The sequence below is a fragment of the Mycoplana sp. BE70 genome (assembly GCF_031455855.1).
Taxonomy (GTDB): Bacteria; Pseudomonadota; Alphaproteobacteria; order Rhizobiales; family Rhizobiaceae; genus Mycoplana.
Genome location: NZ_JAVDTM010000008.1, coordinates 186,535 through 209,826, shown reverse-complemented (window position 1 = coordinate 209,826; position 23,292 = coordinate 186,535). Strand labels below are relative to the sequence as shown.

Annotated in this window: 23 protein-coding genes; 10 read left to right on the top strand and 13 right to left on the bottom strand. The window is 63.5% G+C overall.

Annotated features, from left to right (window positions below; genetic code table 11):
* Window positions 1-20: 20 nt before the first annotated feature.
* The 10 genes from J2Y48_RS16600 to J2Y48_RS16555 all read right to left on the bottom strand — a co-directional run bounded on the left by J2Y48_RS16600 (window position 21) and on the right by J2Y48_RS16555 (window position 8,811).
* The gene (locus J2Y48_RS16600) at window positions 21-503 is read right to left on the bottom strand and encodes an Lrp/AsnC family transcriptional regulator (protein WP_310420182.1); all 483 of its coding nucleotides are present in this window, start codon (window positions 501-503) and stop codon (window positions 21-23) included.
* Between the two features lie 141 nt (window positions 504-644).
* Window positions 645-1,958: an aspartate aminotransferase family protein gene (locus J2Y48_RS16595; RefSeq protein WP_310420180.1), complete on the bottom strand. Its 1,314-nt coding sequence runs from the start codon at window positions 1,956-1,958 to the stop codon at window positions 645-647.
* A gap of 14 nt (window positions 1,959-1,972) precedes the next feature.
* Complete coding sequence (locus J2Y48_RS16590) at window positions 1,973-2,641, bottom strand: isochorismatase family cysteine hydrolase (protein ID WP_310420178.1); 669 nt, start codon at window positions 2,639-2,641, stop codon at window positions 1,973-1,975.
* A complete protein-coding gene (locus J2Y48_RS16585; protein WP_310420177.1) occupies window positions 2,638-3,669 on the bottom strand; it encodes a branched-chain amino acid ABC transporter permease in 1,032 nt (343 codons plus the stop codon). The genes J2Y48_RS16590 and J2Y48_RS16585 overlap by 4 nt, the downstream gene beginning before the upstream one ends.
* Before the next feature lie 13 nt (window positions 3,670-3,682).
* Window positions 3,683-4,573: a branched-chain amino acid ABC transporter permease gene (locus J2Y48_RS16580; protein WP_310420175.1), complete on the bottom strand. Its 891-nt coding sequence runs from the start codon at window positions 4,571-4,573 to the stop codon at window positions 3,683-3,685.
* Between the two features lie 5 nt (window positions 4,574-4,578).
* A complete protein-coding gene (locus J2Y48_RS16575) occupies window positions 4,579-5,286 on the bottom strand; it encodes an ABC transporter ATP-binding protein (protein WP_310420173.1) in 708 nt (235 codons plus the stop codon).
* On the bottom strand, window positions 5,279-6,013 hold the full coding sequence (locus tag J2Y48_RS16570; RefSeq protein WP_310420171.1) for an ABC transporter ATP-binding protein: 735 nt from the start codon (window positions 6,011-6,013) through the stop codon (window positions 5,279-5,281). Before J2Y48_RS16570 ends, J2Y48_RS16575 begins: the two co-directional genes overlap by 8 nt.
* Window positions 6,014-6,065: 52 nt before the next feature.
* The gene (locus tag J2Y48_RS16565; RefSeq protein ID WP_310420169.1) at window positions 6,066-7,238 is read right to left on the bottom strand and encodes an ABC transporter substrate-binding protein; all 1,173 of its coding nucleotides are present in this window, start codon (window positions 7,236-7,238) and stop codon (window positions 6,066-6,068) included.
* 117 nt (window positions 7,239-7,355) lie between these two features.
* Window positions 7,356-8,006, bottom strand: a complete 651-nt coding sequence (locus J2Y48_RS16560; protein ID WP_310420167.1) for an isochorismatase family cysteine hydrolase — start codon at window positions 8,004-8,006, stop codon at window positions 7,356-7,358.
* Window positions 7,996-8,811 carry an N-formylglutamate amidohydrolase gene (locus J2Y48_RS16555; protein ID WP_310420165.1) on the bottom strand — a complete coding sequence of 272 codons (816 nt, stop codon included), beginning with the start codon at window positions 8,809-8,811 and terminating at the stop codon, window positions 7,996-7,998. The genes J2Y48_RS16560 and J2Y48_RS16555 overlap by 11 nt, the downstream gene beginning before the upstream one ends.
* A gap of 157 nt (window positions 8,812-8,968) precedes the next feature.
* Between J2Y48_RS16555 and J2Y48_RS16550 the strand changes: the two genes are divergently transcribed.
* From J2Y48_RS16550 to J2Y48_RS16535, 4 genes are all read left to right on the top strand, one after another.
* Complete coding sequence (locus J2Y48_RS16550) at window positions 8,969-9,871, top strand: MurR/RpiR family transcriptional regulator (RefSeq protein WP_310420163.1); 903 nt, start codon at window positions 8,969-8,971, stop codon at window positions 9,869-9,871.
* Window positions 9,861-11,174, top strand: coding sequence for a glutamine synthetase family protein (locus J2Y48_RS16545; protein ID WP_310420161.1), 1,314 nt, complete (start codon window positions 9,861-9,863; stop codon window positions 11,172-11,174). The genes J2Y48_RS16550 and J2Y48_RS16545 overlap by 11 nt, the downstream gene beginning before the upstream one ends.
* 366 nt (window positions 11,175-11,540) lie before the next feature.
* A complete protein-coding gene (locus J2Y48_RS16540) occupies window positions 11,541-12,773 on the top strand; it encodes a M24 family metallopeptidase (RefSeq protein ID WP_310420159.1) in 1,233 nt (410 codons plus the stop codon).
* Window positions 12,774-12,963: 190 nt separating this feature from the next.
* Window positions 12,964-13,836, top strand: a complete 873-nt coding sequence (locus J2Y48_RS16535; protein WP_310420157.1) for a LysR family transcriptional regulator — start codon at window positions 12,964-12,966, stop codon at window positions 13,834-13,836.
* Window positions 13,837-13,870: 34 nt separating this feature from the next.
* Here J2Y48_RS16535 and J2Y48_RS16530 read toward each other — a convergent pair whose 3' ends face one another.
* Entirely contained in the window at window positions 13,871-14,764 is an 894-nt protein-coding gene (locus J2Y48_RS16530; protein ID WP_310420155.1) for a LysR family transcriptional regulator, read from the bottom strand.
* Between the two features lie 137 nt (window positions 14,765-14,901).
* Between J2Y48_RS16530 and J2Y48_RS16525 the strand changes: the two genes are divergently transcribed.
* The 6 genes from J2Y48_RS16525 (at window position 14,902) to J2Y48_RS16500 (ending at window position 20,687) form a co-directional block, all read left to right on the top strand.
* Window positions 14,902-16,095 carry an MFS transporter gene (locus J2Y48_RS16525; RefSeq protein WP_310420153.1) on the top strand — a complete coding sequence of 398 codons (1,194 nt, stop codon included), beginning with the start codon at window positions 14,902-14,904 and terminating at the stop codon, window positions 16,093-16,095.
* Between the two features lie 70 nt (window positions 16,096-16,165).
* A complete protein-coding gene (locus J2Y48_RS16520) occupies window positions 16,166-16,999 on the top strand; it encodes an aldo/keto reductase (RefSeq protein ID WP_310420151.1) in 834 nt (277 codons plus the stop codon).
* A 332-nt stretch (window positions 17,000-17,331) separates the two neighbouring features.
* On the top strand, window positions 17,332-18,831 hold the full coding sequence (locus J2Y48_RS16515) for an ATP-binding protein (protein ID WP_310420149.1): 1,500 nt from the start codon (window positions 17,332-17,334) through the stop codon (window positions 18,829-18,831).
* Complete coding sequence (locus tag J2Y48_RS16510) at window positions 18,828-19,409, top strand: response regulator (RefSeq protein WP_310420147.1); 582 nt, start codon at window positions 18,828-18,830, stop codon at window positions 19,407-19,409. Before J2Y48_RS16515 ends, J2Y48_RS16510 begins: the two co-directional genes overlap by 4 nt.
* Window positions 19,410-19,503: 94 nt before the next feature.
* Window positions 19,504-19,989: a heme-binding protein gene (locus tag J2Y48_RS16505; RefSeq protein ID WP_310420145.1), complete on the top strand. Its 486-nt coding sequence runs from the start codon at window positions 19,504-19,506 to the stop codon at window positions 19,987-19,989.
* Window positions 19,990-20,042: 53 nt separating this feature from the next.
* Entirely contained in the window at window positions 20,043-20,687 is a 645-nt protein-coding gene (locus J2Y48_RS16500) for an ankyrin repeat domain-containing protein (RefSeq protein ID WP_310420143.1), read from the top strand.
* A gap of 63 nt (window positions 20,688-20,750) precedes the next feature.
* Here J2Y48_RS16500 and J2Y48_RS16495 read toward each other — a convergent pair whose 3' ends face one another.
* Entirely contained in the window at window positions 20,751-22,205 is a 1,455-nt protein-coding gene (locus J2Y48_RS16495) for an amidohydrolase family protein (RefSeq protein WP_310420141.1), read from the bottom strand.
* Window positions 22,198-23,292 (bottom strand): amino acid ABC transporter permease, encoded by a 1,095-nt coding sequence (locus tag J2Y48_RS16490; protein WP_310420139.1) that lies wholly within the window; start codon window positions 23,290-23,292, stop codon window positions 22,198-22,200. The genes J2Y48_RS16495 and J2Y48_RS16490 overlap by 8 nt, the downstream gene beginning before the upstream one ends.

Here is a 23,292-nt window from a genome sequence, read left to right as displayed (position 1 = left end):
GGCTGAGATAGACAATCTCTCTATTCGGAGGCGGGAAGCAGGGTCGTGAGTGGCAGCACGGTCTCCTCCTTCACCGTCTTGGTGACGATGTAGGTGAAATAGCGGTCGATGCCGAGTTCGCGATCGAGCAGGCTGTCGACGAGGCGCTGATAGGCGTCGATGTTAGCCGCCATGATCTTCAGGATGTAATCAACCCCGCCGCCGACCGACCAGCAGGCGACGATTTCCGGCGTTGCCGCAACGACGCGCTCGAAGCGTTCGAAATCGGACTGGCGATGATTGGCGAGCGTCACCTCCATCATCACGCTGGCGACTGGCGCGACGCGCCGCACCGCGAGGCGGGCATGGTAGCCGGTGACGATGCCCGCCTTCTCCAGCCTGCGCAGGCGCAGCCAGCAGGGCGTGGGTGAAAGGCCCGCCTTTTCGGCCAGCGCCAACTTGGTGATCCGCCCGTTTTCCTGGATGGACTCCAGGATGCGCAAGTCGATGGCGTCGAGCTTCATGCAGGTCCCCTTCGCGCCACAAAGCGTTTGACGCTGGTGCCAAGCGCACCGGCCGGTAGAGGCCGTGGCAACCCGCCGTCAGTTATTTTTCCGTTTTTGCCAGGCCGATCGGCGTGTCGCGATCGTAGGATGAAGTCAGGTCTACCAGCCCGCAAAATCGACCAGTAAGCTTTCGTCGACCCGCCCCGCAACGACATCGGCGAGTGCCTGGTCGAGAATGGCGGCGCCTTCAAGCGCCTGCCCTTGCGTGAGCGTCAGGGGCGGGGTGAACTCCAGCACATTGGAACGCACACCGACATAATAGAGAACGAGGCCGAGCTGAAAGGCGCGGAGGACCGTAAGTGCCGTTTGCCGCGCAGCCGGTTCGCGGGTGGTGCGATCCGTCACAAGCTCGACGCCGAGCGCAAGGCCGTGGCCACGGACATCGCCGATCAGAGCATGACGCGCGGCAAGACCGTGAAGCGCTTCCCGCAGTGCGCGCCCGGTTCGTTCGGCATTCTCGATGAGATGGTCGCGCTCGATCGTCTCCAAAACGGCGAGCGCCGCCGCGGCGCAGACCGGATTGCCATGCACGGTCTGCAGGGAGAACGCCACTGCGTGATTGAGGATCGCTTCGGGGCCGACCACGGCGGAAATCGGCAGGCCGCCGCCCAGGCCCTTGCCGAACACGACGATATCCGGCTCGATGCCGGCATGTTCGAAGGCGTTGAACCGGCCGCTGCGACCGAGGCCGACCTTCACCTCGTCCGAGACGAGGAGGATGCCGTGGCGGCGGCAAAGCGCCTCGATCGCCCGGAAGAAGCCGTCGGGCGGCACCAGCATGCCTCCGTCCGACTGGATCGGCTCGATGAAAAAGGCGGCGACCTCTTCCGGCGGCACCTCGGTCGCGAAAAGCCGTTCGAGATGGGCGAGGGCCGCGTCCTTTGCCGCCTCGGGACTGCCGGCGGCATAGCTGTTCGGATAGGGCACGAGCGTCAGACCCTTTGCCCGCGTGCCTTGCTGCGCCGGATGGCCGGAGACGGCCATGGAGCCGACGGTGCCGCCATGATAGGCGCCGTCGAAGGCGAGAATGCGCGGCCGGCCGGTGGCGGCAACCACCATGCGAGCGACGGTTTCGTTGGCATCCGAGCCGGAATGGCCGAACCAGACACGGCCGCGGGCGCGCTCCGGCACAAGCGACAGCAGCTTTTCGGCGAGCAGGACGCAGGGTTCGTTTGCGGCGGAAAGGTAGCTTGCTCCCGCCTGATCGGAGAGCGCGCGGTTAACGGCCTCGCGGAGGGCAGGGTGTGAGTGACCCAGGCTCGCCGCGCCCCAGGACGCGGCGAAATCGAGAAGCTGCCGGCCGTCGTCGCCGGTTACATACGCGCCACTGCCGCCAACGATCGCCTGCGGGAAGAACCGCAGATGCGCCATTTTCGAGACGGATCGGCTTTCGCGTGCGTAGAGACCGGACATGCAGCTACCCTCACCTATTTGAAGAAGGCCAGAACCTCGTCGAGCTGGACGACGTGGCAGTAGATCATGTTCATGATCTCCAGTTCCCGCCGGTGCAGCTCATCCGTCGCCGCCGCGCCGCAGTCGTCGACCACCACGACGCCGAAACTTTCGTCGGCGAGGCTGCGCACGGTGGAGGAGACGCACTGGTCGGTGAAGATGCCGCAGCAGATGACGTTCTTGATGCCCATATTATGCAGCACGAGGCGCAGGTTCGTGCCCGTCAGCGCGCTGTCGGTCGTCTTGCTGATAACGATTTCGTTGGAACGCGGCTCGAGTTCCGGCACGATCTGGCCTTCGGGCAGGTCCTGCGGCAAGAGCAGGTAGTTGAAGCCCGGCTTCTTCTGGCTGAGCGAGCGGTCGCGACCATCGGGTTTCAGGCAGGCGATGCGGGCGAAGATGACCTCTACCTTGCGCTTGCGGCATTCCTCGATGAGGCGGGCCGTGTTCGGGATCACCGTCTTGCGCATCCGATCGTAGAAAGGCTGCCAGCGGGCGGTTTCCTCGGGCGTATCCTTCGGGTCGAGATAGGTGTTCTGGATATCGATGACGAGAAGCGCCGTCGTCTCCGGATCGAGCACGATGTCGTCCGGCGCCTCAGCGTTGGCATAGTAAAAGGAACGATAGGCGGTTTTCCAGCTCATGAGGTAGCAATCTCCTTCTCGCGGCGGGTGCGGGTGAGAATGTGGCCGATCTCGCGGTTCGGGAAGAGACCGCCCGGCTTGACGATCATCACGGCGATCATGGCGAGCGCCAGCACGATCTCGGTGAGACCAACGACCTGGCCGGCGCCCACCGCGGTGGCGTTCAGTGCGCCTTCGGTGCCGCGCAGGCCTTCATAGGCGAAGGTGACGAGGATTGCGCCGGCGACGGCTCCCGTCACCGTATTAGCTCCGCCGATCACCAGCATGGTGATGATGAGGAAGGTTTCCTTCAGGTAGAAGGCCTTCGGTGCGAAGGAAGTGATGAAGTGACCCCACAGCGCCCCGCCGATGCCGGCGATGAAGGCGGCGAGGATGAAGGCTCGCCAGCGCAGGTGCGGTATGTCGGCGCCGAGCGCGGCTGCGGCGACCTCGTCCTCACGGGACGCGCGGAGCAGCTTGCCGGTGCGCGATTCCTTGAAGAACAGCGCCACGACCACTACGACGGCCGCGACGATGGCGGCGATCGGCATGTCCGTGGTCTTCGGCAGGCCGAAGAGGGTGCGCGGGCCGTTGGTGAAGGCGCTCCAGTTGTTCATCACGGTGTAGAGGACGACGAGCAGCGCGAAGGAGGTGATGACGGCCGCGGCATCGGAAAGCCGCATCAGCGGATAGGCGACGACCGCCGCCACGACCGCGGCCACCAGACCGGCTGCGAACATGGCGAGAAGCGGCGAAACCTCCACGGCCTTCATGAACTCGTAGAGATCGGGCAGCGCCATGCCCTTCATCTGGGCCGGGATGGTCAGCACGGCGGACGTATAGGCGCCGAGACCCATGAAGCCGATATGGGCGAAGGAAAGCAGGCCCGAATTGCCCATGAAGGTCTGGAGGCCGACGACGAGCACCAACGAGATCAGGAGATTGGTGGCGATACGGTCGTAGAGACGGATGCCGAGGACCTGGCTGCCGACCGCAATGACGGCGATGACGGCAATCAGAATGAGCGCAGTGAGATAGGAATGTTTCATGAGGTCCGCTCCTTCAGGTCCGCTGGCCGCTCGCCGGGCCCTTGATAAGGCCCTGGGGGCGCCAGAGCAGGATCAGGATGACGAGGCTGAAGGTGAAGGCGTCGCGGAATTTCAGGAGATCCTGCGACAGGGTGTAGTTGAGCGTCGTATCGATCAGCGCCAGCAGGAAGCCGCCGACGACGGCGCCGGGAAGGCTCCGCATGCCGCCGATGACGGTGGCGATGAAGGCGACGAGCAGCGGCTCCAGCCCGACGCCCGGCACGACCGTGCCGATGCGACCGATCCAGAGGATGCCGACAACGCCGGCAAGGAAGCCGGACAGTGCGAAGGCCGAGGAGATGATGAGGTTTGCCGGCACGCCGAGCATGCGGGCCATGGTGAAGTTCGTCGCAGCGGCGCGCATGGCGATGCCGAGCGTCGTCTTGCGCATGAGGAAGGCGACGGCGGCAAGCAGCACGATGGAGGCGGCGATGGTGATGAGGTTGCGCACCGGCGTGATCGCCCCGCCGATCGAGACGGTCTGCGAGAAGATTTCCGGCAGCGGCACGTTGCGCGGACGCGGCGAGATGAAGAGCAGCGCCGCGTTCTGCAACAGGTTCGAGAAGGCAAAGGAGGTGATCAGCACCGCCGTCACCGATTTTGCCCGCACCGGACGGAAGGCTGCGTAGTCGGTGAGAATGCCAAACAGCACCGCCATGGCGACCGCAAGCGCGGCCATGACGAGCCAGGGCAGGCCCGAGCCGCTTGAAAGATACATCGTATAGCCGGCAACCATGATGAGTTCGCCATAGGCAAAGTTCACGAGGCGCAGGATGCCGTAGATGATGACGAGGCCGAGCGCCATGAGGGCATAGGCCCCGCCAAGGCTCAAGACGTCGATGACGAACTGGATCGCGAAAGCCATGGGGATCAGCCTCCCAGATAATGCGCGCTGAGATCGCTGCCGGAGCGGATCTCGTCCGCCGTGCCGGATGCGACGATGGCGCCGAGCCGCATGACATAGGCGCGGTCGGCAACGGAGAGCGCCTGGTTCACGTTCTGCTCGACGAGCAGGATGGTGAGGCCCGATTCTTTCAGCGTCGCGATCATCTCGAAAATGCGCTCGACGATGGCGGGCGCGAGGCCGAGCGAGGGCTCGTCGAGGAGCAGCACGCTTGGCCGCGCCATCAGTGCCCGGGCGATGACGAGCATCTGCTGCTCGCCGCCGGAAAGCGTTCCTGCCGCCTGGCCGGAGCGTTCGGCAAGCCGCGGAAAGAGCGTGTGCAGCTTTTCGAGGTTCTGCCGGTTTCCGGCCTGGTCGCGGCGGTGGATGTAGGCGCCGAGCATGAGGTTCTCGGCGACCGTTAGGTCAGAAAACACGTCGCGGGTTTCCGGCACGGTGGCAAGGCCCGCGCGGATAACCTGTTCGGGATTGGCAGCGGTGATGTCCTTGCCTTCGAGCGCAATCGAACCGCCCGCCGCCTTCAGCGCGCCGGCGATGCATTTGATGGTCGAGGATTTGCCGGCACCGTTTGCACCGAGCAGGCTGACCAGCTCGCCCTTGCCGACGGTGAAGCTGATGCCGCGTACGGCGCGGATCGTGCCGTAGCTGACGGACAGATCGGTGACGTCAAGCATGGACCGCCCCCTTGCCGAGATAGGCCTCGATGACGGACGGATGGCTGCGGACATGGGCGGCATCGCCCTCGGCAATGGTGCGGCCGGAGGCAAGGACATGCAGCCGGTGGCAGAGGCGCATGATGAGGCTCATGTCGTGGTCGATGATGAGCAGGCCGAGACCGCGCGTCTTCGGCAGTTCGGAAAGCGTGTGCAGCAGGGTCTCGGACTCGGCGTCGTTCATACCGGCGGCCGGCTCGTCGAGGAGCAGGAAACGCGGCTCGGCGGCGAGCGCCCGGGCGATCTCGACCCGGCGCTTGTCGCCGTAGCTGAGGCTTTCGCCCAGCTCGTCCGCCTTCGCCGAAAGGTTGAGCTCGGCAAGAAGGCCTGCTGCGCGCTCGGCCGCGACAGCGCGGGAGGCGCCCTTGGCAAGTGCTGCGGCCTCGACATTCTCCAATACCGTCATCGTGTTGAAGAGACGGACGATCTGAAATGAGCGGCTGACGCCGGCAAGGGCGATCTCGCGCGGCGAGAGACCGGACAGAGTGGTGTCGCCGGCAAGGATCGTGCCGGTCGCCAGCTTCACCTGGCCGGTAATGGCGTTGATGAGCGTCGTCTTGCCGGAGCCGTTCGGCCCGATCAGGCCGACGACCTCGCCGGTGAGGACGGAGAGCGACACATGGTCGAGGGCGCGGAGGCCGGTGAATTCCACCGACACGTCGTTTACCGCGAGACGCGTTTCAGACATGGCTTTTCCGAAATTGGGAGGGCCGGCTTTGAAACCGGCCCGGGAATGCGGATCAGGGCTTGGGCAGGGATTCCGGCTTGCGCCAGCCGACGAAGCTCGGCTTGCCACCCTTCAGCTCGATAATGGCCGCGGCCTTGTTCGGCACATGGCCTTCTTCCGCGGTGCCGTAGTCGAGGTCGCCGGTCAGAAGCTTGTACTGGCCGTCTTCCAGCGCCTTGGCGAGCGCGCCGCCTTCCGTCGTGCCAGCCGCCTTGATTGCGTCGGCGATCATCATGATCGTGTCCCAGCCGGTCGAGACGAAGGACGTATCCGGCGCACTGCCGTGCATCTGCGTATAGAGCTCGATGAATTTCGGCATGTCCGGATGCGCTTCCGGGCCCATCCAGGTGTGGGTGACGAAAAAGACGTTGTTGCCGAACTTTTCGCCGAGCGACTCGTGCATGGCCGGGTCGTCATAGGCGTCGCCGCCGAGGACCGGCGCATCATAGCCGACTTCCCGCAGCGCACGGATGATCACGCCGATATCCGTGCCGTAGGACGAAACGAAGATCACGTCTGGCTTCTTGCCGAGCGCCTGGAGACGCGCGAGCTGCGCGGAAAAGTTGTTGTCGCCGTTGGTATAGGTGTCTTCCAGCAGGATCTCGCCGCCATCGGCCTTGAACTGCTCGACGAAATATTTCGAGAGCGACTTGGTATAGGCGATGAACTGGTCGGTTACGACATAGGCCGTCTTCCAGCCCTTCTCCTTGACCGCGAAATCGGCTGCCGTCGCGCCCATCGTGGTATTCCACATGGAGAGCGTGAACTGCTTGTCGCCGAGCGACCAGGACGAATAGAGCGGGTCGGAGGCGCAGGTCGAGATGCCGACGAGGCCAGCCGACTGCGCTTCGCGGCTTGCCGGCGAACCGAAGTCGAAGTCGCACGGCGCGACGATGACCTGAGCACCCTTGTCTATCAGCTCGACGGCGACGTTGCCGACTGTCACAGGGTCGGACTTGCCGTCCATATTGATGAACTCGATCTGCTTGCCGAGCACACCGCCATTGTCGTTGAGATATTTCACCGCCACCTGGGCGCCGTTATAGCCGGGGGTGTCGAGCGGGGCCTGGATGCCCGTCATCGACAGCGCGCCACCGATCACGATCTTGTCGTCGTCGGCAAGGGCAGCGGAAGAGGCAAGCGCCAGGCTCGCCGCCAGAAGCAGTTTGGAAGTTCTCGTTGTCATTGTCGTTCCCCTTATGATGCCTTGTGGCAGTGAATGGAGCGGGCCGGCCTTTTGTTTTGTTGTACGTCCCGCTTTCGAATGCTCCTTGTTGCGTTTCGCCGATCCTTCCCGGCAGTCTTACTGCCCGATTTCCTTCAGGAGATCATCGGTCGAGATCTGGCGGCAATAGCCCTTGATGGCGTTGAGCGAAAAATCGTGCCGCTCCTGCGAGTAGGTGCCGCAGGCATCCGGCACGAGCGTCACGAGATAGTTGAGATCGCAGGCGTCGCGTATGGCCGATTCCACGCATTGATCGGTCAGGAGGCCGCACAGCACGATCTGCTTCACGCCGAGATTGCGCAGGACATAGTCGATATGGGTGGAGATGAAGACGCTGGAGGAGCTTTTCGGGAAAACGATCTCGTCTTCCAGCGGCTCCAGTTCGTCGATGACCTTGCCGTCCCACGATCCCTTCGGCACGTTGAATCCGGTGATCTTGTAGTCGAGGCTGCGGTCGCGGCCATCCTTGGTCAGGCTCTCGATCGTCGTGTGCAGCACCTCGATGCCCGCCTTGCGAAAACCGTCGAGCAGGCGTTGCATATTGGGGATCGCCACCTCGTGGATGCGCTTGAAATAATAACCGTACTTGCCTTCGATCTCGGCATCGGAGACGTCCTTGAACTCACCGCCCTCGCGGCGCACGGAAAAGTTCTGCACGTCGATGAAGAGGATGGCGGAGGCGGCCGGGTCGAGCGGCACGTTCCGCGTGGTCAGATGGTCAGCGGCCATCAGGGGTTCCTTCGAGGTTTTCGGCCGCAAGGCGCAGAGGCATGGCGAGGCGCTCGGCCCATTCCTGTTGCCCGCGGGCGTCGTTGATGAGATCGTTGCGTATTTCGAGAAGCACGTGCGGAATGCCGCGCCGCTCGCCATGCACCGGGATCGTGTAGTCCGAGATATCGTCGACGTGATACGGCGCGTTGAGTTTCACCGTGACGTCCGGATTGGCCGCGCGAAACGCCTCCGCCAACCGCTCGGCCAGACGGGCATCGCGGTTATAGAGAAGGCCGAGTTCGAAATCGCGCACAGCGCCGGTCGCGCGCATGACCGGCGTGAAACTGTGCACCGAGACAAGGAAGGATGGCTTGCCAGCCGCCTGCCGCTGGTCCAGCGCCGTGGCGATGGCCTCGTGCAGCGGCTGGTGGATTTCCACGTAGCGGGCGCGGCGTTCCGTGTCGGAGATATCCGCGTTGGCCGGGATTGTCGTGCCATCGCTTTGCAGGACGACGCAGTCCGTCGCTTCGAAGGGGCGGTTGCAGTCTACGACAAGGCGGCTGTAGCGCTGGAGAATGAGTGCGGCATCGAGGCGCTCGGCAAGGCCGCGGGCAACACCCTCGGCGCCGACGTCGTAGGCGATATGCCGATCCATCTCCTCCGGGGCGATGCCGAGGTCGCCGAGTGCCAGAGGCACGCTGCGACCCGCATGTTCGCAGGTGAGAAAGATAGTCGAGGCGCCGCCGGCGTTGATCCGCACCACGGGATCGGGGTCGCCTGCACTCAGCACTCTGGTCGTGTCGCGATCAGTAAACCTGAGCATGCAAACAAATCCGTCAAACGGTCCGGCAGGGCCGGAAGCACGGGCTTCGATGACGGACAGTCAAAGAAATTTTTCAATCATAGTCAATCTTATTTTTTCCGTTTGACTAAATTTTTTCATGGCGCAAATATCCGCCCCAACAAGGGAACGAACGCCAATGAGCGATGGAAAATCATCGACGACGGTCCGCACGAGAATTCGCGAGGCCGCCGCGCAGCTGACTGCCAGCGAGCGGAAGATCGCAAACGCGATCCTCGCGGACTATCCTTTCACCGGCCTTGAAAGCATCCAGGAGCTGGCAGCAAAGACCGGCGTCAGCGCGCCCTCCATTACCCGTTTCGTCAGCAAGATCGGCTGCGGTGGCTTCCATGATTTGCAACGCCACTTGATTGCCGAGCTGAAGGAGGGGCAGCGTTCGCCGCTCGACCTGAAGTCCACCCAGAAGCCGGTTGGTCAATCGGAGTTTCTGCCGGAATACATCGCGCGGGTTTCTTCCGTTCTGCAGGAAATGACAGCGACCGTCTCGCTGGCGCAGTTCGATATTCTTGCCGCTCTCCTCGCGGATTCCTCGCGCAATGTCTATTTGCTTGGCGGCCGCATCAGCGACAATGTCGCCTCCTTCCTGTCGATCCATCTGCGGCAGATCCGCAGCGGCATCTACCATATGGCCGACAATCCGGAGTTCTGGCCGGAGTATGTGCTGCGCATGCGCAAGAAGGACGTGGTCGTGCTGTTCGACTTCCGGCGGTACCAGCCCAGCCTCTCGCGCCTTGCCGAGGCGATCGCGGAAAAGCAAGGCGCGACCATCGTCGTTGTTACCGACAAATGGATTTCTCCCGCCGCACGCAGCGCCGACCACATCATCGCGCTGCCGATCGATGCAGGCACGGCCTGGGACACGGTCGCGGCCGCAATTGTTCTCGTCGAGGCGCTGATTGTGCGCGTCTCCGAAGCCGATTGGGAGGCAACGCAGAAGCGCATCGGCGATTGGGACGGCATCCGTTTCTCGCTGCCGGGATATGACCAGAACCAGATCAATGGGGACGCAGATGAAACGTGAAGAAATGATGGTTGCCTGCTGCGGCGATCTCTCGGGGAAGGTGCGCGGCAAGGCCTTTCCGCTGTCGCAGATGGAAAAGCGTCTGAAGCGCGGCGTCGGCTGGACGCCGACCAATGTGCAGATCACCTGCTTCGACGCCCTCGCCGAAAGCCCCTTCGGCTCGCTCGGCGACCTCGTGCTCATTCCCGATCCGGCAACCAGCGTCAGCATCGAAAGCGAGGAGGGGGCGCCGAACGAGAATTTCGTCCTCGGCAATATCCGCTATACGGACGGGCGCCCCTGGGAGTTCTGCACGCGCTCGATCCTCGAAGCGGCGCTCGAACGTTTGCAAAAGGTGGCGGGCGTCACGCTTTACGGCGCCTTCGAGCATGAATTCCAGATCAAGCATCTTGTCTCGGAGGTCGGCAAGGCTTTCACGCTCGGCGGCTTCCAGGAGGAGCGCCATTTCTGCGAAGCGATCATCGCCGCGATGCGTGAGGCCGGCGTGACGCCGGATACGATCCTGAAGGAGTTCGGCGCCGGCCAATTCGAGGTGACGATGGGGCCGCAGATGGGCGTCACCATCGCGGACCACTCCCTGATTACGCGGGAGCTCGTCGGCCTGGTTGCGCGCGAACTCGGGTATGATCCGACCTTCACGCCAATCCGCGATCCAGCCGGCGTGGGCAACGGCGTCCATGTGCACATGAGCATGCTGGATTCGACAGGCAATCCCGTTACCTACGATCCGAACGGCAAGCACGAGCTTTCCGACGTTGCGGGCAAATTCGTCGCGGGCATCCTGAAATATCTCGACTCGATCGTCGCCATTACCGCGCCGAGCGTGGTTTCCTACCTGCGCCTGACCCCGCATCGCTGGAGCGCTGCATTCAACAATCTCGGCTTTCGTGACCGGGAAGCCTCGGTGCGTATCTGCCCGGTCTCCGACATCAGCGACATCGCCCGCGCCTCCCAGTTCAATTTCGAATTCCGTGCCGCCGATGGTGCGGCAAATCCGCATCTGGCGCTCGCCGCGATCGTTCATGCCGGCGTACAAGGAATCGAGGAAGGCTTGGAGGTGCCCGAGGCGACCCAGGAAGATCTCTCGTTGCTGAGCACCGAAGCTCTGGCCGCCCGCGGTTATGTCCGCCTGCCGCAGACGCTGGAAGCGGCCCTCCAGCGCTTCAGGGAGAACTCGACGGTTTGCGGCTGGTTTCCAGAGGGGTTTGCCGACGTATACGTGAAGCACAAGGAAGGCGAGATCGCCTTTTTGGCCGACAAGTCCCAGGCGGAGATCTGCGCCGCATACGAGCGTGCCTATTGACGGTGTCGCCTGGCTTGCTGGGGCGCGTGCGTCACTTCAAGTGAAGATCGGCCGCGCCCGTATCTAAGGCGCGGCCACATCGCCTCATGCAGACTCCTAGCTGAGGATGATAGCACCCGAGCAGTACTTCGCGATGGGAGCATCATCCAGACGCCCTGGTTTTGCGCCACTTGTTCTCGAACACGGGATCTATGACCAGAAGGAAGGCTTCCGGAAGGAAGGCGTGTGCTGTCACCTGCGGAGCCGGTAAGAGCCGCGAATGAATTCTATCAAGGCATGTCCTTTTTCTATTTCACCGCCTTCTCGGCAGTTCCTAAGCTGAGCGACCTCTCGCACTGGGAGCATCTCGCTTAGGAGACACCGAGAATGAATACAGGCATACAGTCGGACGATCTGCCCCGGCTCCAGGAAATGCACAATGGGGAGAAGGTCGTCCCCACCTTCAGCGAAGCTGAGATGAAGCGTCGACAGGACGGCCTGCGTCGAATTCTGGCCGATCTGAAACTGGATGCGGCGCTGCTGACGTCCCACCACAACATCAATTATTTCGCCGACTTCATCTATTGCTCCTTTGCCCGCCGCTACGCCCTGATCGTGACGGATAGCAAGGCGACCAGCATTTCCGCCGGCGTGGACGCCGGCCAGCCCTGGCGCCGGACCTTTGGCGACAACATCACCTACACGGACTGGCGCAAGGACAACTATTTTCATGCGCTCCAGCGCCAGTTGAAAGGCATGAAGCGGGTCGGAATCGAGTTCGACCATGTCACGCTGGAAACCCGCGCGCTTCTGCAAGAGGCGTTTCCGGACGTGGAGTTCCGCGACATCGGACAGCCGGTCATGTGGATGCGCACGATCAAATCGCCGGAGGAGATCGCCATCATCACCGAGGGCGCCCGCACGGCGGACGTCGGCGGCGCGGCCATCAAGGCGCTGATCGCCGAAGGCGTGCCCGAATACGATCTCGCGCTTGCCGGAACACAGGCGATGGTCCGTCACATCGCGCAGGTCTATCCGCACGCGGAGCTAATGGACAGCTGGGTCTGGTTCCAGTCCGGCGTCAATACGGACGGCGCGCACAACCCGGTGACCAGTCGTCGGCTGCAGAAGGGCGACATCCTGTCGATGAACTGCTTCCCGATGATCGCCGGCTACTACACGGCGCTCGAGCGCACCATGTTCCTGGACCACGCCTCCGACGAGCATCTGCGGATCTGGGAGATCAACTGCCAGGTCCACCGCCGCGGCCTTGAGCTGCTGAAGCCGGGTGCGCGCTGCGGGGACGTCGCCGCCGAGCTGAACGAGATGTATCGCGAGCACGGCCTGCTGAAGTACAGGTCGTTCGGCTACGGCCATTCCTTCGGCGTCATGTGCCACTATTACGGCCGCGAAGGGGGCGTGGAGCTGCGGGAGGACGTCAACACCATCCTGCAACCCAACATGGTCGTTTCGATGGAGCCCATGGTCTCCATCCCGGAAGGAAGACCAGGGGCCGGCGGATACCGCGAGCACGACATTCTGGTGCTCAAGGAGGATGGCAGCAACGAGAACATCACCAAGTTCCCGTTTGGACCAGAACACAACATCATCCCGGCCTGATGCGAAGCCGAAGGCGCCCACCCAAAAGGTTGGGCGCCTTCGACGTTCCAGGATGCGTGCTCACGGAGGCCGCGCGCTAGGACGCGGTACCGCTTTGCCGGCGCCACGAGTTCGCCTAAAACCCGGCGGCGGCCGAATGGAGGCCGCCCATCGCAACTGTCTGCAGTCACGATACAACGAGGTTCTTTCAATGCGGAGTATTCCGACCGATCTCTTGCGAACTTTCGTCACCATCATCGACGTGCGCGGCTACACCCGCGCCGGCGAGCGTCTCGGTCGGACGCAACCCACGATCAGTTCCCAGATAAGGCGGCTTCAGGACCTGCTCGGCGTTCAGCTTTTCAGCCGTGACATCAAGGAAGCCGGCGGCGTCTATCTCACCGAGGAAGGGGAGATCGTGGCGACTTACGCCCGGCGCATGCTGCTTCTGAACGACGAGATGATGCTGCGGATTTCCCGGCGCGACACGCGCGGCAAGCTGCGGCTGGGCATCCCCAGCGACTACGCGGATCATTTCATGCCCAAGCTCATGGCCGGCCTGACTTTCGAACAGGCAGGCTTCACCTTCGAGGTTGTCTGCGACCTCTCCTACGTCCTGCTGAAGGGATTGCGCGAAGGCCAGTTCGACATCGTGGTCGCGATGACGGCGGACGGGCCGGCGGAGTCGGCATTCATGACCTGGCGTGAGCCGCTGACTTGGGTGGGCAGCAGTCCCGAGGCTGCGCTTGATGATCCGCTGCGCATCGTCAGCTTCCCGGAGGGCTGCGTTTACCGCCGCAGCATGCTTGGTGCGCTGCAGCGGGAAGGACGCAACTTCGATCTCGTCTATTCGAGCCCGAGCCAGTCCTGCATCGAATCCGCGATCGCCAACGGCTTTGGTGTCAGCGTCCTGGCGAAGAGGGTCCTGTCCGACAAGGTCTGCCAGATCGGCCTCGACAAGTCGCTGCCGCGTCTGGAGGATGCCGTCGTCGGCATTTATGTCAGCGACCGCGCCCGCTCGGCCACCCAGAGCTTTGCTGCGCGCTTCGCCGACATGTTCGTAAGCCACAACGCTGAGGACTGACTGCATCGAGCAGTGTTTTATCTAGCGCCAGTTCTCAAATCTTCTCCACCAGAAAGTCGATGAACGCCCGGATCCGTGCGGCAAGATGCTCGTGCCCGGCGAAGACGGCGTGGATGACTTCAGTGTCGCCAGGATTAAAGTCCTCCAGCACCGGCACCAGCGCTCCGGCGACAATGTCCGGCTCGACATGGAAACGTCCGATGCGGCCGAGGCCGAGGCCGTCGAGACAGAGCTGGCGCAGGATCGCGCCGCTGGAGACCAGCATGTTGCCTGTAACGTCGTAGGCTGAGACGGTCTGGCCGTCCTCGAGGAGAAACGGCCAATCGTCCATGCTACGGCGGAAATTGAAGCGCAGGCAATTGTGGCTGGATAGCTCCGCTGGATGTTTTGGCGTGCCGTGTCGTTCGAGATAGGCCGGCGCAGCGATGACGACCTTGCGGCTTTCCAGCAGTTTTCGCGCTTTCAGCGAGGAATCCCGCAAGGGGCCCGATCGGATGGCGACATCGGTGCGTTCGCCGATCACGTCGATGACGCCGTCGGTGAGCGTCAAGTCCAGTTCGATCTCCGGATAAAGTGCCAGAAAGGCCGGCACGAGCGGCAGGATATAGCGCTCGCCGAAGCCGACCGAGGCATTTACCCGCAGCGGCCCGCGCGGCACGATCCGCGCGCCCTCGGCCACGATGCGCTCGGTTTCGGCAATGTCGGAGAGGATGCGCCGCGCCCGCCCCAGATAGACCTCGCCTTCCGGCGTCAGCTCCAGCCGGCGCGTGGTGCGCACGAGAAGCCGTGCGCCGAGCCGGTCCTCGATGCGGGTGACGAGCTTGCTGACGGCGGAAGGCGACAGACGTAGCTTGCGGCCGGCGGCCGAAAAGCTCTTCAGTTCCGCCGCCAGCACGAAGACTTCCATTTCGCCTGCGCGGTTGTCCATTCCTCACCCGTGAATTCAATTCACATATGCTTATCCACTTCCGCGGATTAACGCGCAAGTGGCCGTGCCCCATATTCCGCCCCGAACAAACTTCAACCCAAAAGGATCCGGTCTAGAGCCGGGCGCGGGGACCCGCCATGCCACTTGCCCTCTTTGCCCTTACCGTCGCGGCCTACGCGATCGGCACTACGGAATTCGTGATCGTCGGCCTGCTGCCGACCGTCGCCACCGACCTCAACATCACCCTGCCGCTCGCCGGCCTCATCGTTTCTGTCTATGCGCTTGGCGTCACCTTCGGCGCGCCGTTGCTCACCGCGCTCACCGGAAAGCTCGGCCGCAAGCCGCTGCTGCTCGGTCTCATGGCCCTCTTCATCGCCGGCAATGCGATTGCAGCGCTTTCGCCAAGCTATGAAATGCTGCTTGTCGGCCGCGTGCTTTCGGCCTTCGCCCACGGCGTCTTCTTCTCCGTCGGCGCCACCATCGCGGCCGATCTTGTGGCACCGGACCGCCGGGCCTCGGCCATCGCCATGATGTTCATGGGCCTGACCGTTGCCATCGTCACCGGCGTGCCGCTCGGCACCTTCATCGGCCAGACGTTCGGCTGGCGCGCCACCTTCTGGGCCGTGGCCGCCCTCGGCCTCGTCGCCTTCGCCGCCATCGCCCTGCTGCTGCCGGCAAACCTCAAGCGCGAAAAGCCGGCGGGCCTGATGGAACAGGTGCGCGTGCTCGGCTCGGGCCGCCTGCTCATCGTCTTCGCCATGACGGCGCTCGGCTATGGCGGCACCTTCGTGACCTTCACCTTCCTCTCGCCGCTGCTGCAGGAAATCACCGGTCTTTCCGAGGGCACCGTCAGCCTCGTGCTGGTGCTCTATGGCGCGGCCATCGCCTTCGGCAACATCGTCGGCGGCAAGGTGGCCGACCGCGACCCTGTGAAGGCGCTCGTCGTGCTCTTCGCCTTGCAGGCCGCCGTGCTTGTCATCCTCACCTTCACCGCGCCGGTGCCGGTCTTCGCGCTGGTGACGCTCGCCGCCCTCGGCTTCCTGTCCTTCGCCAATGTGCCAGGCCTGCAGCTTTATGTCGTCAACATGGCCAAGCGCCACCGCCCGGCCGCCATCGACGTCGCCTCGGCGCTCAACATCGCCGCCTTCAACCTCGGCATCGCCGCCGGCGCGTGGATCGGCGGGCTGGTAGTCGACTCGCCGCTCGGCCTTGGCGCCACACCGTGGATCGGCGCCATCCTCGTCGCCGCCGCGCTCGCTCTGACCCTTCTGAGCGGCGCGCTCGACCGGCGCGAACGCAGCCAGCCGGATGCCGCCTGTCAGCCCGCCTGAAGCCCATTACCCCGCCCGGGGCGCTCCCCCTTCAGTTCCGGCGGGTCACCAACCTCACAAGGAGAAACCCATGAAAACCGTCAATGCCAATGGCGCCCGCATCCCCCAGCTCGGCTTCGGCACCTTCCGCATGCCGGAAAACGAAGTCCTCTCCATCCTGCCGAAGGCGCTGCAAAGCGGCTTCACCCATGCCGATACCGCCCAGATCTACGAGAACGAGGCGGCCGTCGGCGAGGCGATCCAGCAATCCGGCATCGCGCGCGAAAACATCTTTCTCACCACCAAGGTCTGGGTCGCGAACTATGCCAAGGGCGCCTTCGCTGCCTCCGTCAAGGAAAGCCTGCGCAAGCTGAAGACCGACCATGTCGATCTTCTCCTCCTGCACTGGCCGAACGAGGTCGTGCCGCTGGAGGTGCAGATCGCCGAACTCAACGCCGTGCGCGAACGCGGCCTGACCAAGCATATCGGCGTCAGCAACTTCAACACCGCGCTGATGACCGAGGCTGTGCGCCTCAGTTCCGCGCCGCTCGCCACCAACCAGGTCGAGTATCATCCCTTCCTCGACCAGACGAAGGTGCTTGAAGCCACGGCCACCTATGGCATGGCGCTTACCGCCTACTATGCCATGGCCGGCGGCAAGGTGCCGAACGATCCGTTGCTGAAGGAGATCGGTGAGAAGCATGGCAAGTCGGCTGCGCAGGTTGCGCTGCGCTGGCTGATCCAGCAGCCGGACGTGGTGGCGCTCACCAAGACGGCGACGGAGGCACGGCTTGCCGAAAATCTCGCGGTCTTCGACTTTGCGCTGACGGCGGACGAGATGATGCGCATCCACAAGCTTGCCCGGCCGGACGGCCGCATCGTCAGCCCGGATGGCCTGGCACCGGCCTGGGACGGCGCGGCCTGACATGTCGGTTGCCCGCACAGCCTGACCTGGCGGACATTTCGATCCCGCAGGCCCGGAGTAGCGTCCTAACTCGGCAGATGCACGCTGGCTTAGGCGTTACTTCGATGCTGCTGGGCCGTTGGGCGCCGCCCATGCCCAAGCCCCCCTTCTCGGTTCTGACCTTAGTTCTGAGGCTTGAGCACTCACCCATTGCGGAGTTGCGGTTTCCAGGGATTTCCGCCAACGAAAGGGGCGGCGTCTGGTTCAGACGCTGGGGCGGGTTGGTGAAAAGCCGCGGCCGCCTTCCATGAAGAGTTGGACAAGATGCGGGCAGCCGGGTACGCAGAATGAAGATGAAACGCAAACGTCATTCCGTCCTGGTGCTGCTCGCCGGTCTCGCCACCGCCATGTTTGTCGCCGCGCTGGTTGCAGCGTTCAACTATCGGGCCGGCTTGGACGACCTCAACAGCAGCCTCTCAGCGGCGGGCACGCGCCTCGGCGAGAAGCTTGCGCAGCACGAGGCGCATCTTACTGCCCTTGCGGCAGTGGTTCGCATGGGGGAGCAGGAGCAAACCGAAAGTGTTCGGGGGCTCGCCGAGGCGATAGCTTCCTTTTATCCGCGCATCATAGAAATCGCGACGATCCATGTGGAGGGTACGAGCGCGGTAATGAAGCGCTATGACCGGCCAAACGATCCCGAGATAAGGGAGCAGGGCTCCGCCGGACTGCCTGTTATGACGACGCCGGGCAGCACGGCGGTTCGCAGCCAGACCGATGACGTGCAGCACTATGAGATCTACAAGCTGGTCGCACCGGGGCTCTATCTGCTGATGAAGATCGATGCGGGTGGACTGGTTGCTGACGGGCTGTTTCCCCACGACTACGGCTATCAGTTGTGGCTGGGGGAAACCCGACTGATCAACCGTCCCTTGCGTGCTTCGACACTGCTCACCGCTACTCGCAACCTTGATGTCAACAGCGTCAGCCAGCCATTGCGACTGGAAATAAGCCGGGGTTTTCGCGCCACGGAGCTGTTGCCGCCGATGATTGTCCTGCCGCTTCTCTCGTTGCTTGCGGCGGCATTCTATTTGCTTGTCGCATATCGCCGAGCGGTGCGTGCGGAGCGGCATCAAGAGCGTCGAGCGGCTTTGCTCGAGCAGGAAACGAAACTTGCTCACGCCGGGCGTGTGAATGCCCTCGGCGAAATGGCATCGGGCATTGCGCATGAGTTGGCGCAGCCTGTCGCAGCTCTTCTGAGCCAGAGCCAGGCAGCGCGCCGGGCGATCGCGCTTGAGAGGCGTGATATCCTGGAACAGGCGTTGGATGCCAATGTGCGCGAGGCAAAGCGCGCCGGCGACATTCTCGGGCGAATGCGTGCCTATATTGCCGGCGGAGCATCGCAGCTCGAAACCATTCCACTGGAGCGCGCCTTGACCGAAGCAATGCGTCTTGCCGAGCCCGATCTCGCTAGACGCGGCATCGCTCTCGATACCGTCATCGTATCCGGTGAGCGCCTCGTGCGTATCGAGACGATCGGTTTTCAGCAGGTGATCCACAATATCCTGCGCAATGCTGCGGAAGCGCTCGACGGAAAGGACGATCTTCGCATTTCCATACGCGCTGATGGCTCGGACAAGCAGGCTGTGCTCACGATTACCGACAACGGCCCGGGCATTCCCGCCGCGGCGCTGCCGCATATCTTCGAACCCTTCTTCACCACCAAGCCGGAGGGCATGGGCTTGGGCTTGCCGCTTTGCGCACGGTTGATTGAGAAAATGGACGGCAGCATGGAGGCGGTCAATGCGGGGGGAGCGCGGTTCATCGTCCGCCTGCCGCTGGAGACGACGCGATGATCTATCTGGTGGATGACGACGCCGCCGTGCGGGAAGCGCTGGCGATGCTGCTTTCGACCTACGGCAAGGAAGTCGCGACCTTTCCGGATGCTGCGCATCTCATAGCGCATGCGGACTGGACGAGACCGGGTGTTCTGGTCCTTGATCTGCGGCTGCCCGCCGTCAGCGGTCTTCAGCTCATGACGCAATTGTCGGCGAAGGGCATCTCCTGGCCGACGATCATGATCACCGGCCATGGCGATGTCGAAGCCTGCCGCCGGGCCTTTCGCGCAGGCGTGACCGATTTTCTGACGAAGCCGGTGGACGAGCATGTGCTGATGGAGGCGATCGCAGCCTGCGAAGTGCAGCTTGCCGAACATCTGGCTCAGGCCGAGACAGCTGCACTCCTCAAACAGTTGACCGGGCGCGAAGCGGAGGTCATCGAACTGGTGTCGAAGGGGCTCGGCAGCAAGGAAATCGCCGCGGCGCTGACTGTCTCGGTGCGGACGGTCGACAGCCATCGTGCCAATATTGCAGCCAAGCTCGGCACGCCGTCAGTGGCGGAGCAGACGAGGCTCTGGCTGAGCGCGCATCGGTAATCTTACCGATAGGTGTCGGTTGCTCTGCGAATATCGCAGGGTGCGGCAAGCTTTTACCTTGGCTTCAGGAAATGGTTCCGTTCTGGAGATTCAAATGAAGCACACCGTTCTTGCTGCCGCTCTTGCCCTGATCGCCGCACCGGCGCTCGCCGACGATACGGTCGCCCTGCCAAGCCTCGGCACCGGGCTTGCCGTCGATCTGGCGCAGGCCGCCGTCGCCGCCTGTGCCGCTGACGGTTACAACGTGGCTGCCGCCGTTACCGATCGCTCGGGCATCCTGCTTGCGCTGGTACGTGCGGAAAATGCCGGCGCTCACACCGCCGATGCGGCAACCGCAAAGGCCTACACGTCGGCGTCCTCGCGCAACCCGACGAGCGGCATGGCCAAGACCGTGGCGGAAAACCCGGCTGCGGCCGGCCTGGTCGATATTCCGGGCTTCCTCGTTCTGGCCGGCGGCGTTCCGGTCAAGGTCGGCAAGGCAACGATCGGCTCCATCGGCGTCGGCGGCGCTCCGGGGGGCCAATTCGACGAGGCTTGCGCCATGAAGGCCCTTGAAACCCATGCCAAGCGCCTGAAATAATTCCTTCGCCCGCGCGCCCATTCGGCGCGCGGGTTTTATGCTACGAGGCAGCAATGCGACTTTTTCTTCTGGCAGGAGTCCTGATCATGGCACTAGGCGGCAATGCGCAGGCCACGGTGTTGAGCGCCGTGGAAAGCGGTGACCATGGCGGATTGGAACAGGCGTTGGCCGCCGGCAATCCCGTGGACGAGCGCAACACGCAGGGCCAAACGCCGCTTCTGGTGGCGGTTTGGAAAAACGATGTCGAGGCTGCGCGCCTTCTCCTTGCCGCCGGAGCCGACGTCAACGCCAAGGACAGCATTCAGGATAGCCCGTTCCTCGTGGCCGGGGCACAGGGTCGAACGGACATCCTGCGCATGATCCTTGCTCATGGAGCAGATCTGACCAGCACCAATCGGTATGGTGGCACCGCCCTAATCCCGGCCGCGGAGAAAGGCCATCCCGATGCGGTGGACATGCTGATCGCCGCCGGGATCGATGTCGACCATGTCAACAAGCTGGGATGGACCGCCTTGCTCGAAGTCGCGATCCTCACCGATGGCGGGCCTGCCTCTCAGCGTATCGTCCGTTCCCTGCTTTCGGCGGGGGCAGATGTGGGCATCAAGGACTTCGACGGAAAAAACGCTTTAGTCCACGCTCGCGCCCGCGGACTTTCCGCAGTTGCCGCCCTGCTCGAAGCCGACAAGGCCAAAGACTGAGCCGGATCGTAAAACGTTCGCGGTTGGCGATCTGGCCAGGCAGCCGCATTGCGATCGCGCGGGCTACTGGGCACTCGGCTGCCTGGTTGGCAAGGACAGCGGCGCAAGTTCGGAAAGCGACCTGCCGCGGGGATCGTTCGCGGCGATGCGGCTTGTCGTGAATTTCGACGCCTCCCGCATGACCTGCACGGCCGCATCATAGTCCAGTCCGAGCAGCCGCCCGCCGCGCGCAATGCAGCGGCCGTCCACATAAACGGCCTCGACCGCCCTTTCGGCGGCGCAATGCAGCAGGTTGCGTAAGGGATCGTAGACCGGTTGCATGGCGGGGTGGTTGAGATCGACCAGCGAGAAGTCCGGTCTGGCGCCGACGGCGATCCGGCCGATATCCTGCCGGCCCAGCGCTTTCGCGCCGGCAAGCGTGGCCATATCGAGGATGTCGGCGGTCTTCAGGTCGAACACGCTCTTGCCGGCGATACGCGAGCAGATCAGCGCCCGGCGCATCTCTTCCAGCATGTTGTAGGGGTAGCTATCGGTGCCGAGGCCGACATTGATGCCGGCGCGGCGATAGCGGCCGATAGACTCCAGTATCATGCCGCTGCGCGAGAAGGTGACCGGGCAGTGGGCGACGGTCGTCCCACGTCTTGCGAGCAGCGCCATGTCGGTTTCGGTGCGCTGTCGTGTCCAGGAATGGCTGTCGATGAAGATGCAATGGCCGAGGATCAAATTGCCATCGAGGATGCCGAGGCCTTCGAGATACTGCACGGCGGTCTGGCCCGTCCAGCGCAGCAGTTCCTCATGTTCGGCCATGGTCTGGGCTGCGTGGACGGTGATCGGAACGCCGCGGCTTCTTGCGGCTGCGGCGGCTTCGATCAGCAGTTCTGAAGAGCAGGTCTCCACCTGGGACGGGGAAACAATGCCGCCAAGCCGGCCGGAAGGATGGTTCTGGGCGGCATCGACGCAGGCCAGCGCGCGCTCGTAGGCTTCCCGTCCACGGGCATGATCCCAGCGATACTCGAGGCGGTGGCTGTCTTCGACATACCAGCGGGCCTCGCGAAAGCCCGGTGCTGCATAGGCGCGGGCGCCGCTTTTCGCGAGCGTCGGCAGCCAGGCGTCGTGTGGGCCGGCGATATCGACCAGCGTGGTGACACCGCTGCGGATGAGGTCGCCGAGCATGACAGTCAGCGAGGCTTCGCGGGCTTCCTCGCTGATCTCGATCAGGGTCGAGTATTCGTACATCGCCTGGCCCCAAAGGGTGGCGGTGCCCATGTCGTCGAAGATGCCCTTGGACAGCGGCTCCTCGTCGGAATGGCAATGGATGTTGACGAAGCCCGGCAACAGCATGCGGCCGCGCCCCTGTTCCTCCTGCTCGAACGGACCGGTATAGCGGTCGCCGACGTGGAGGATCGCGTTGTCGTCGAAGGCGATGTCGCCATCGGAAAGATAGGCATGGGTGCCGGTCTCCTCGTCATAGGCGACGATCGTCTCGACATTGCGGATGACGCGGATGGCCTTAGTCATGGGTCGTCCTGAAATAGCGCTCGAGGAAGCGGCTATAGGCTCCCATCAGCGCGCTGAAGGTGAAATAAACGGCGGCGGCGAAGACATAGCCTTCCAGCACGGCAATGCCCTGCCAGGCCGGATCGCGCATCGCAGAGCGCACGGTATCGAGGAAATCGAGCAGGCCGACGATGGTGACGAGAGTGGTGTCCTGGAAGAAGCCGATGAAGAGCGCGACGAGCGGAGGGATGACCTTCTTGATCGCCTGCGGCAGCACGATCTTGAACATCACCGGCCAATAGCCCATGCCAAGCGCCGCACCGGCTTCGAGCTGCCCCTTGGGCACGTCCTGCAGGCCGCCGCGCACGATCTCCGCGATATAGGCGGCGGCGAAGATGATGATGGCGATCTGCGCGCGCAGCAGCTTGTCGACCGTGACGCCATCGGGCATGAACAGCGGTAGCATCACCGTTGCCATGAAGAGGATGCTGATCAGCGGCACACCCCGGACGATCTCGATGAAGCACGTGGCCAGGACGCGGATCACCGGCAGCTCGGATGCGCGCGACAGCGCAAGCAGGATGCCGAGCGGCAGCGCGCAGGCGAGACCGACGAAGGACAGCATGAAGGAGAGCGGCAGGCCGCCCCATTGCGTCGTCGGAACGGCGGGCAGGCCAAAGATGCCACCGGCCATGAGGGCGTACAGGCCGGGCAGGATGGCCACGACCCAGAGCAGCAGGAGCCCGCGGCCCCAGAACCGAGGCACCATGGATACGACCGCCGCGCCCATGAAGACGAGGAGCGCCAGAAGCGGCCGCCACTGCTGCTCGAACGGATAGAAGCCGAATGCCATGTAGCGGAGCTTGGCGCTGAGGAACGGCCAGCAAGCGCCGCTGGCCGTCTTGCAGTCTTCCGGCGTGCCGGCGAATGTCGCGTTGAGGAAAAGCCATTGGGTGGCGAGCCAGGCGATGGCAAGGAGGCTTACGCTGCAAAGCACTGTTATCAGCGCGTTGCCCGGCGTGCCGAACCAGTCCTGCCACCAGCGCGACGATGGCCGGGGAGGTGCTTCGCTTGTGGTGGCACCGAGCACGAGTTGAAGCTCTGTCAC

What these genes read in the sequence shown, in the direction of transcription:
- J2Y48_RS16600 (WP_310420182.1), bottom strand. Translation starts at nt 503, where the DNA reads ATGAAGCTCGACGCCATCGACTTGCGCATCCTGGAGTCCATCCAGGAA.
- J2Y48_RS16595 (WP_310420180.1), bottom strand. Translation starts at nt 1,958, where the DNA reads ATGTCCGGTCTCTACGCACGCGAAAGCCGATCCGTCTCGAAAATGGCG.
- J2Y48_RS16590 (WP_310420178.1), bottom strand. Translation starts at nt 2,641, where the DNA reads ATGAGCTGGAAAACCGCCTATCGTTCCTTTTACTATGCCAACGCTGAG.
- J2Y48_RS16585 (WP_310420177.1), bottom strand. Translation starts at nt 3,669, where the DNA reads ATGAAACATTCCTATCTCACTGCGCTCATTCTGATTGCCGTCATCGCC.
- J2Y48_RS16580 (WP_310420175.1), bottom strand. Translation starts at nt 4,573, where the DNA reads ATGGCTTTCGCGATCCAGTTCGTCATCGACGTCTTGAGCCTTGGCGGG.
- J2Y48_RS16575 (WP_310420173.1), bottom strand. Translation starts at nt 5,286, where the DNA reads ATGCTTGACGTCACCGATCTGTCCGTCAGCTACGGCACGATCCGCGCC.
- J2Y48_RS16570 (WP_310420171.1), bottom strand. Translation starts at nt 6,013, where the DNA reads ATGTCTGAAACGCGTCTCGCGGTAAACGACGTGTCGGTGGAATTCACC.
- J2Y48_RS16565 (WP_310420169.1), bottom strand. Translation starts at nt 7,238, where the DNA reads ATGACAACGAGAACTTCCAAACTGCTTCTGGCGGCGAGCCTGGCGCTT.
- J2Y48_RS16560 (WP_310420167.1), bottom strand. Translation starts at nt 8,006, where the DNA reads ATGGCCGCTGACCATCTGACCACGCGGAACGTGCCGCTCGACCCGGCC.
- J2Y48_RS16555 (WP_310420165.1), bottom strand. Translation starts at nt 8,811, where the DNA reads ATGCTCAGGTTTACTGATCGCGACACGACCAGAGTGCTGAGTGCAGGC.
- J2Y48_RS16550 (WP_310420163.1), top strand. Translation starts at nt 8,969, where the DNA reads ATGAGCGATGGAAAATCATCGACGACGGTCCGCACGAGAATTCGCGAG.
- J2Y48_RS16545 (WP_310420161.1), top strand. Translation starts at nt 9,861, where the DNA reads ATGAAACGTGAAGAAATGATGGTTGCCTGCTGCGGCGATCTCTCGGGG.
- J2Y48_RS16540 (WP_310420159.1), top strand. Translation starts at nt 11,541, where the DNA reads ATGAATACAGGCATACAGTCGGACGATCTGCCCCGGCTCCAGGAAATG.
- J2Y48_RS16535 (WP_310420157.1), top strand. Translation starts at nt 12,964, where the DNA reads ATGCGGAGTATTCCGACCGATCTCTTGCGAACTTTCGTCACCATCATC.
- J2Y48_RS16530 (WP_310420155.1), bottom strand. Translation starts at nt 14,764, where the DNA reads ATGGACAACCGCGCAGGCGAAATGGAAGTCTTCGTGCTGGCGGCGGAA.
- J2Y48_RS16525 (WP_310420153.1), top strand. Translation starts at nt 14,902, where the DNA reads ATGCCACTTGCCCTCTTTGCCCTTACCGTCGCGGCCTACGCGATCGGC.
- J2Y48_RS16520 (WP_310420151.1), top strand. Translation starts at nt 16,166, where the DNA reads ATGAAAACCGTCAATGCCAATGGCGCCCGCATCCCCCAGCTCGGCTTC.
- J2Y48_RS16515 (WP_310420149.1), top strand. Translation starts at nt 17,332, where the DNA reads ATGAAACGCAAACGTCATTCCGTCCTGGTGCTGCTCGCCGGTCTCGCC.
- J2Y48_RS16510 (WP_310420147.1), top strand. Translation starts at nt 18,828, where the DNA reads ATGATCTATCTGGTGGATGACGACGCCGCCGTGCGGGAAGCGCTGGCG.
- J2Y48_RS16505 (WP_310420145.1), top strand. Translation starts at nt 19,504, where the DNA reads ATGAAGCACACCGTTCTTGCTGCCGCTCTTGCCCTGATCGCCGCACCG.
- J2Y48_RS16500 (WP_310420143.1), top strand. Translation starts at nt 20,043, where the DNA reads ATGCGACTTTTTCTTCTGGCAGGAGTCCTGATCATGGCACTAGGCGGC.
- J2Y48_RS16495 (WP_310420141.1), bottom strand. Translation starts at nt 22,205, where the DNA reads ATGACTAAGGCCATCCGCGTCATCCGCAATGTCGAGACGATCGTCGCC.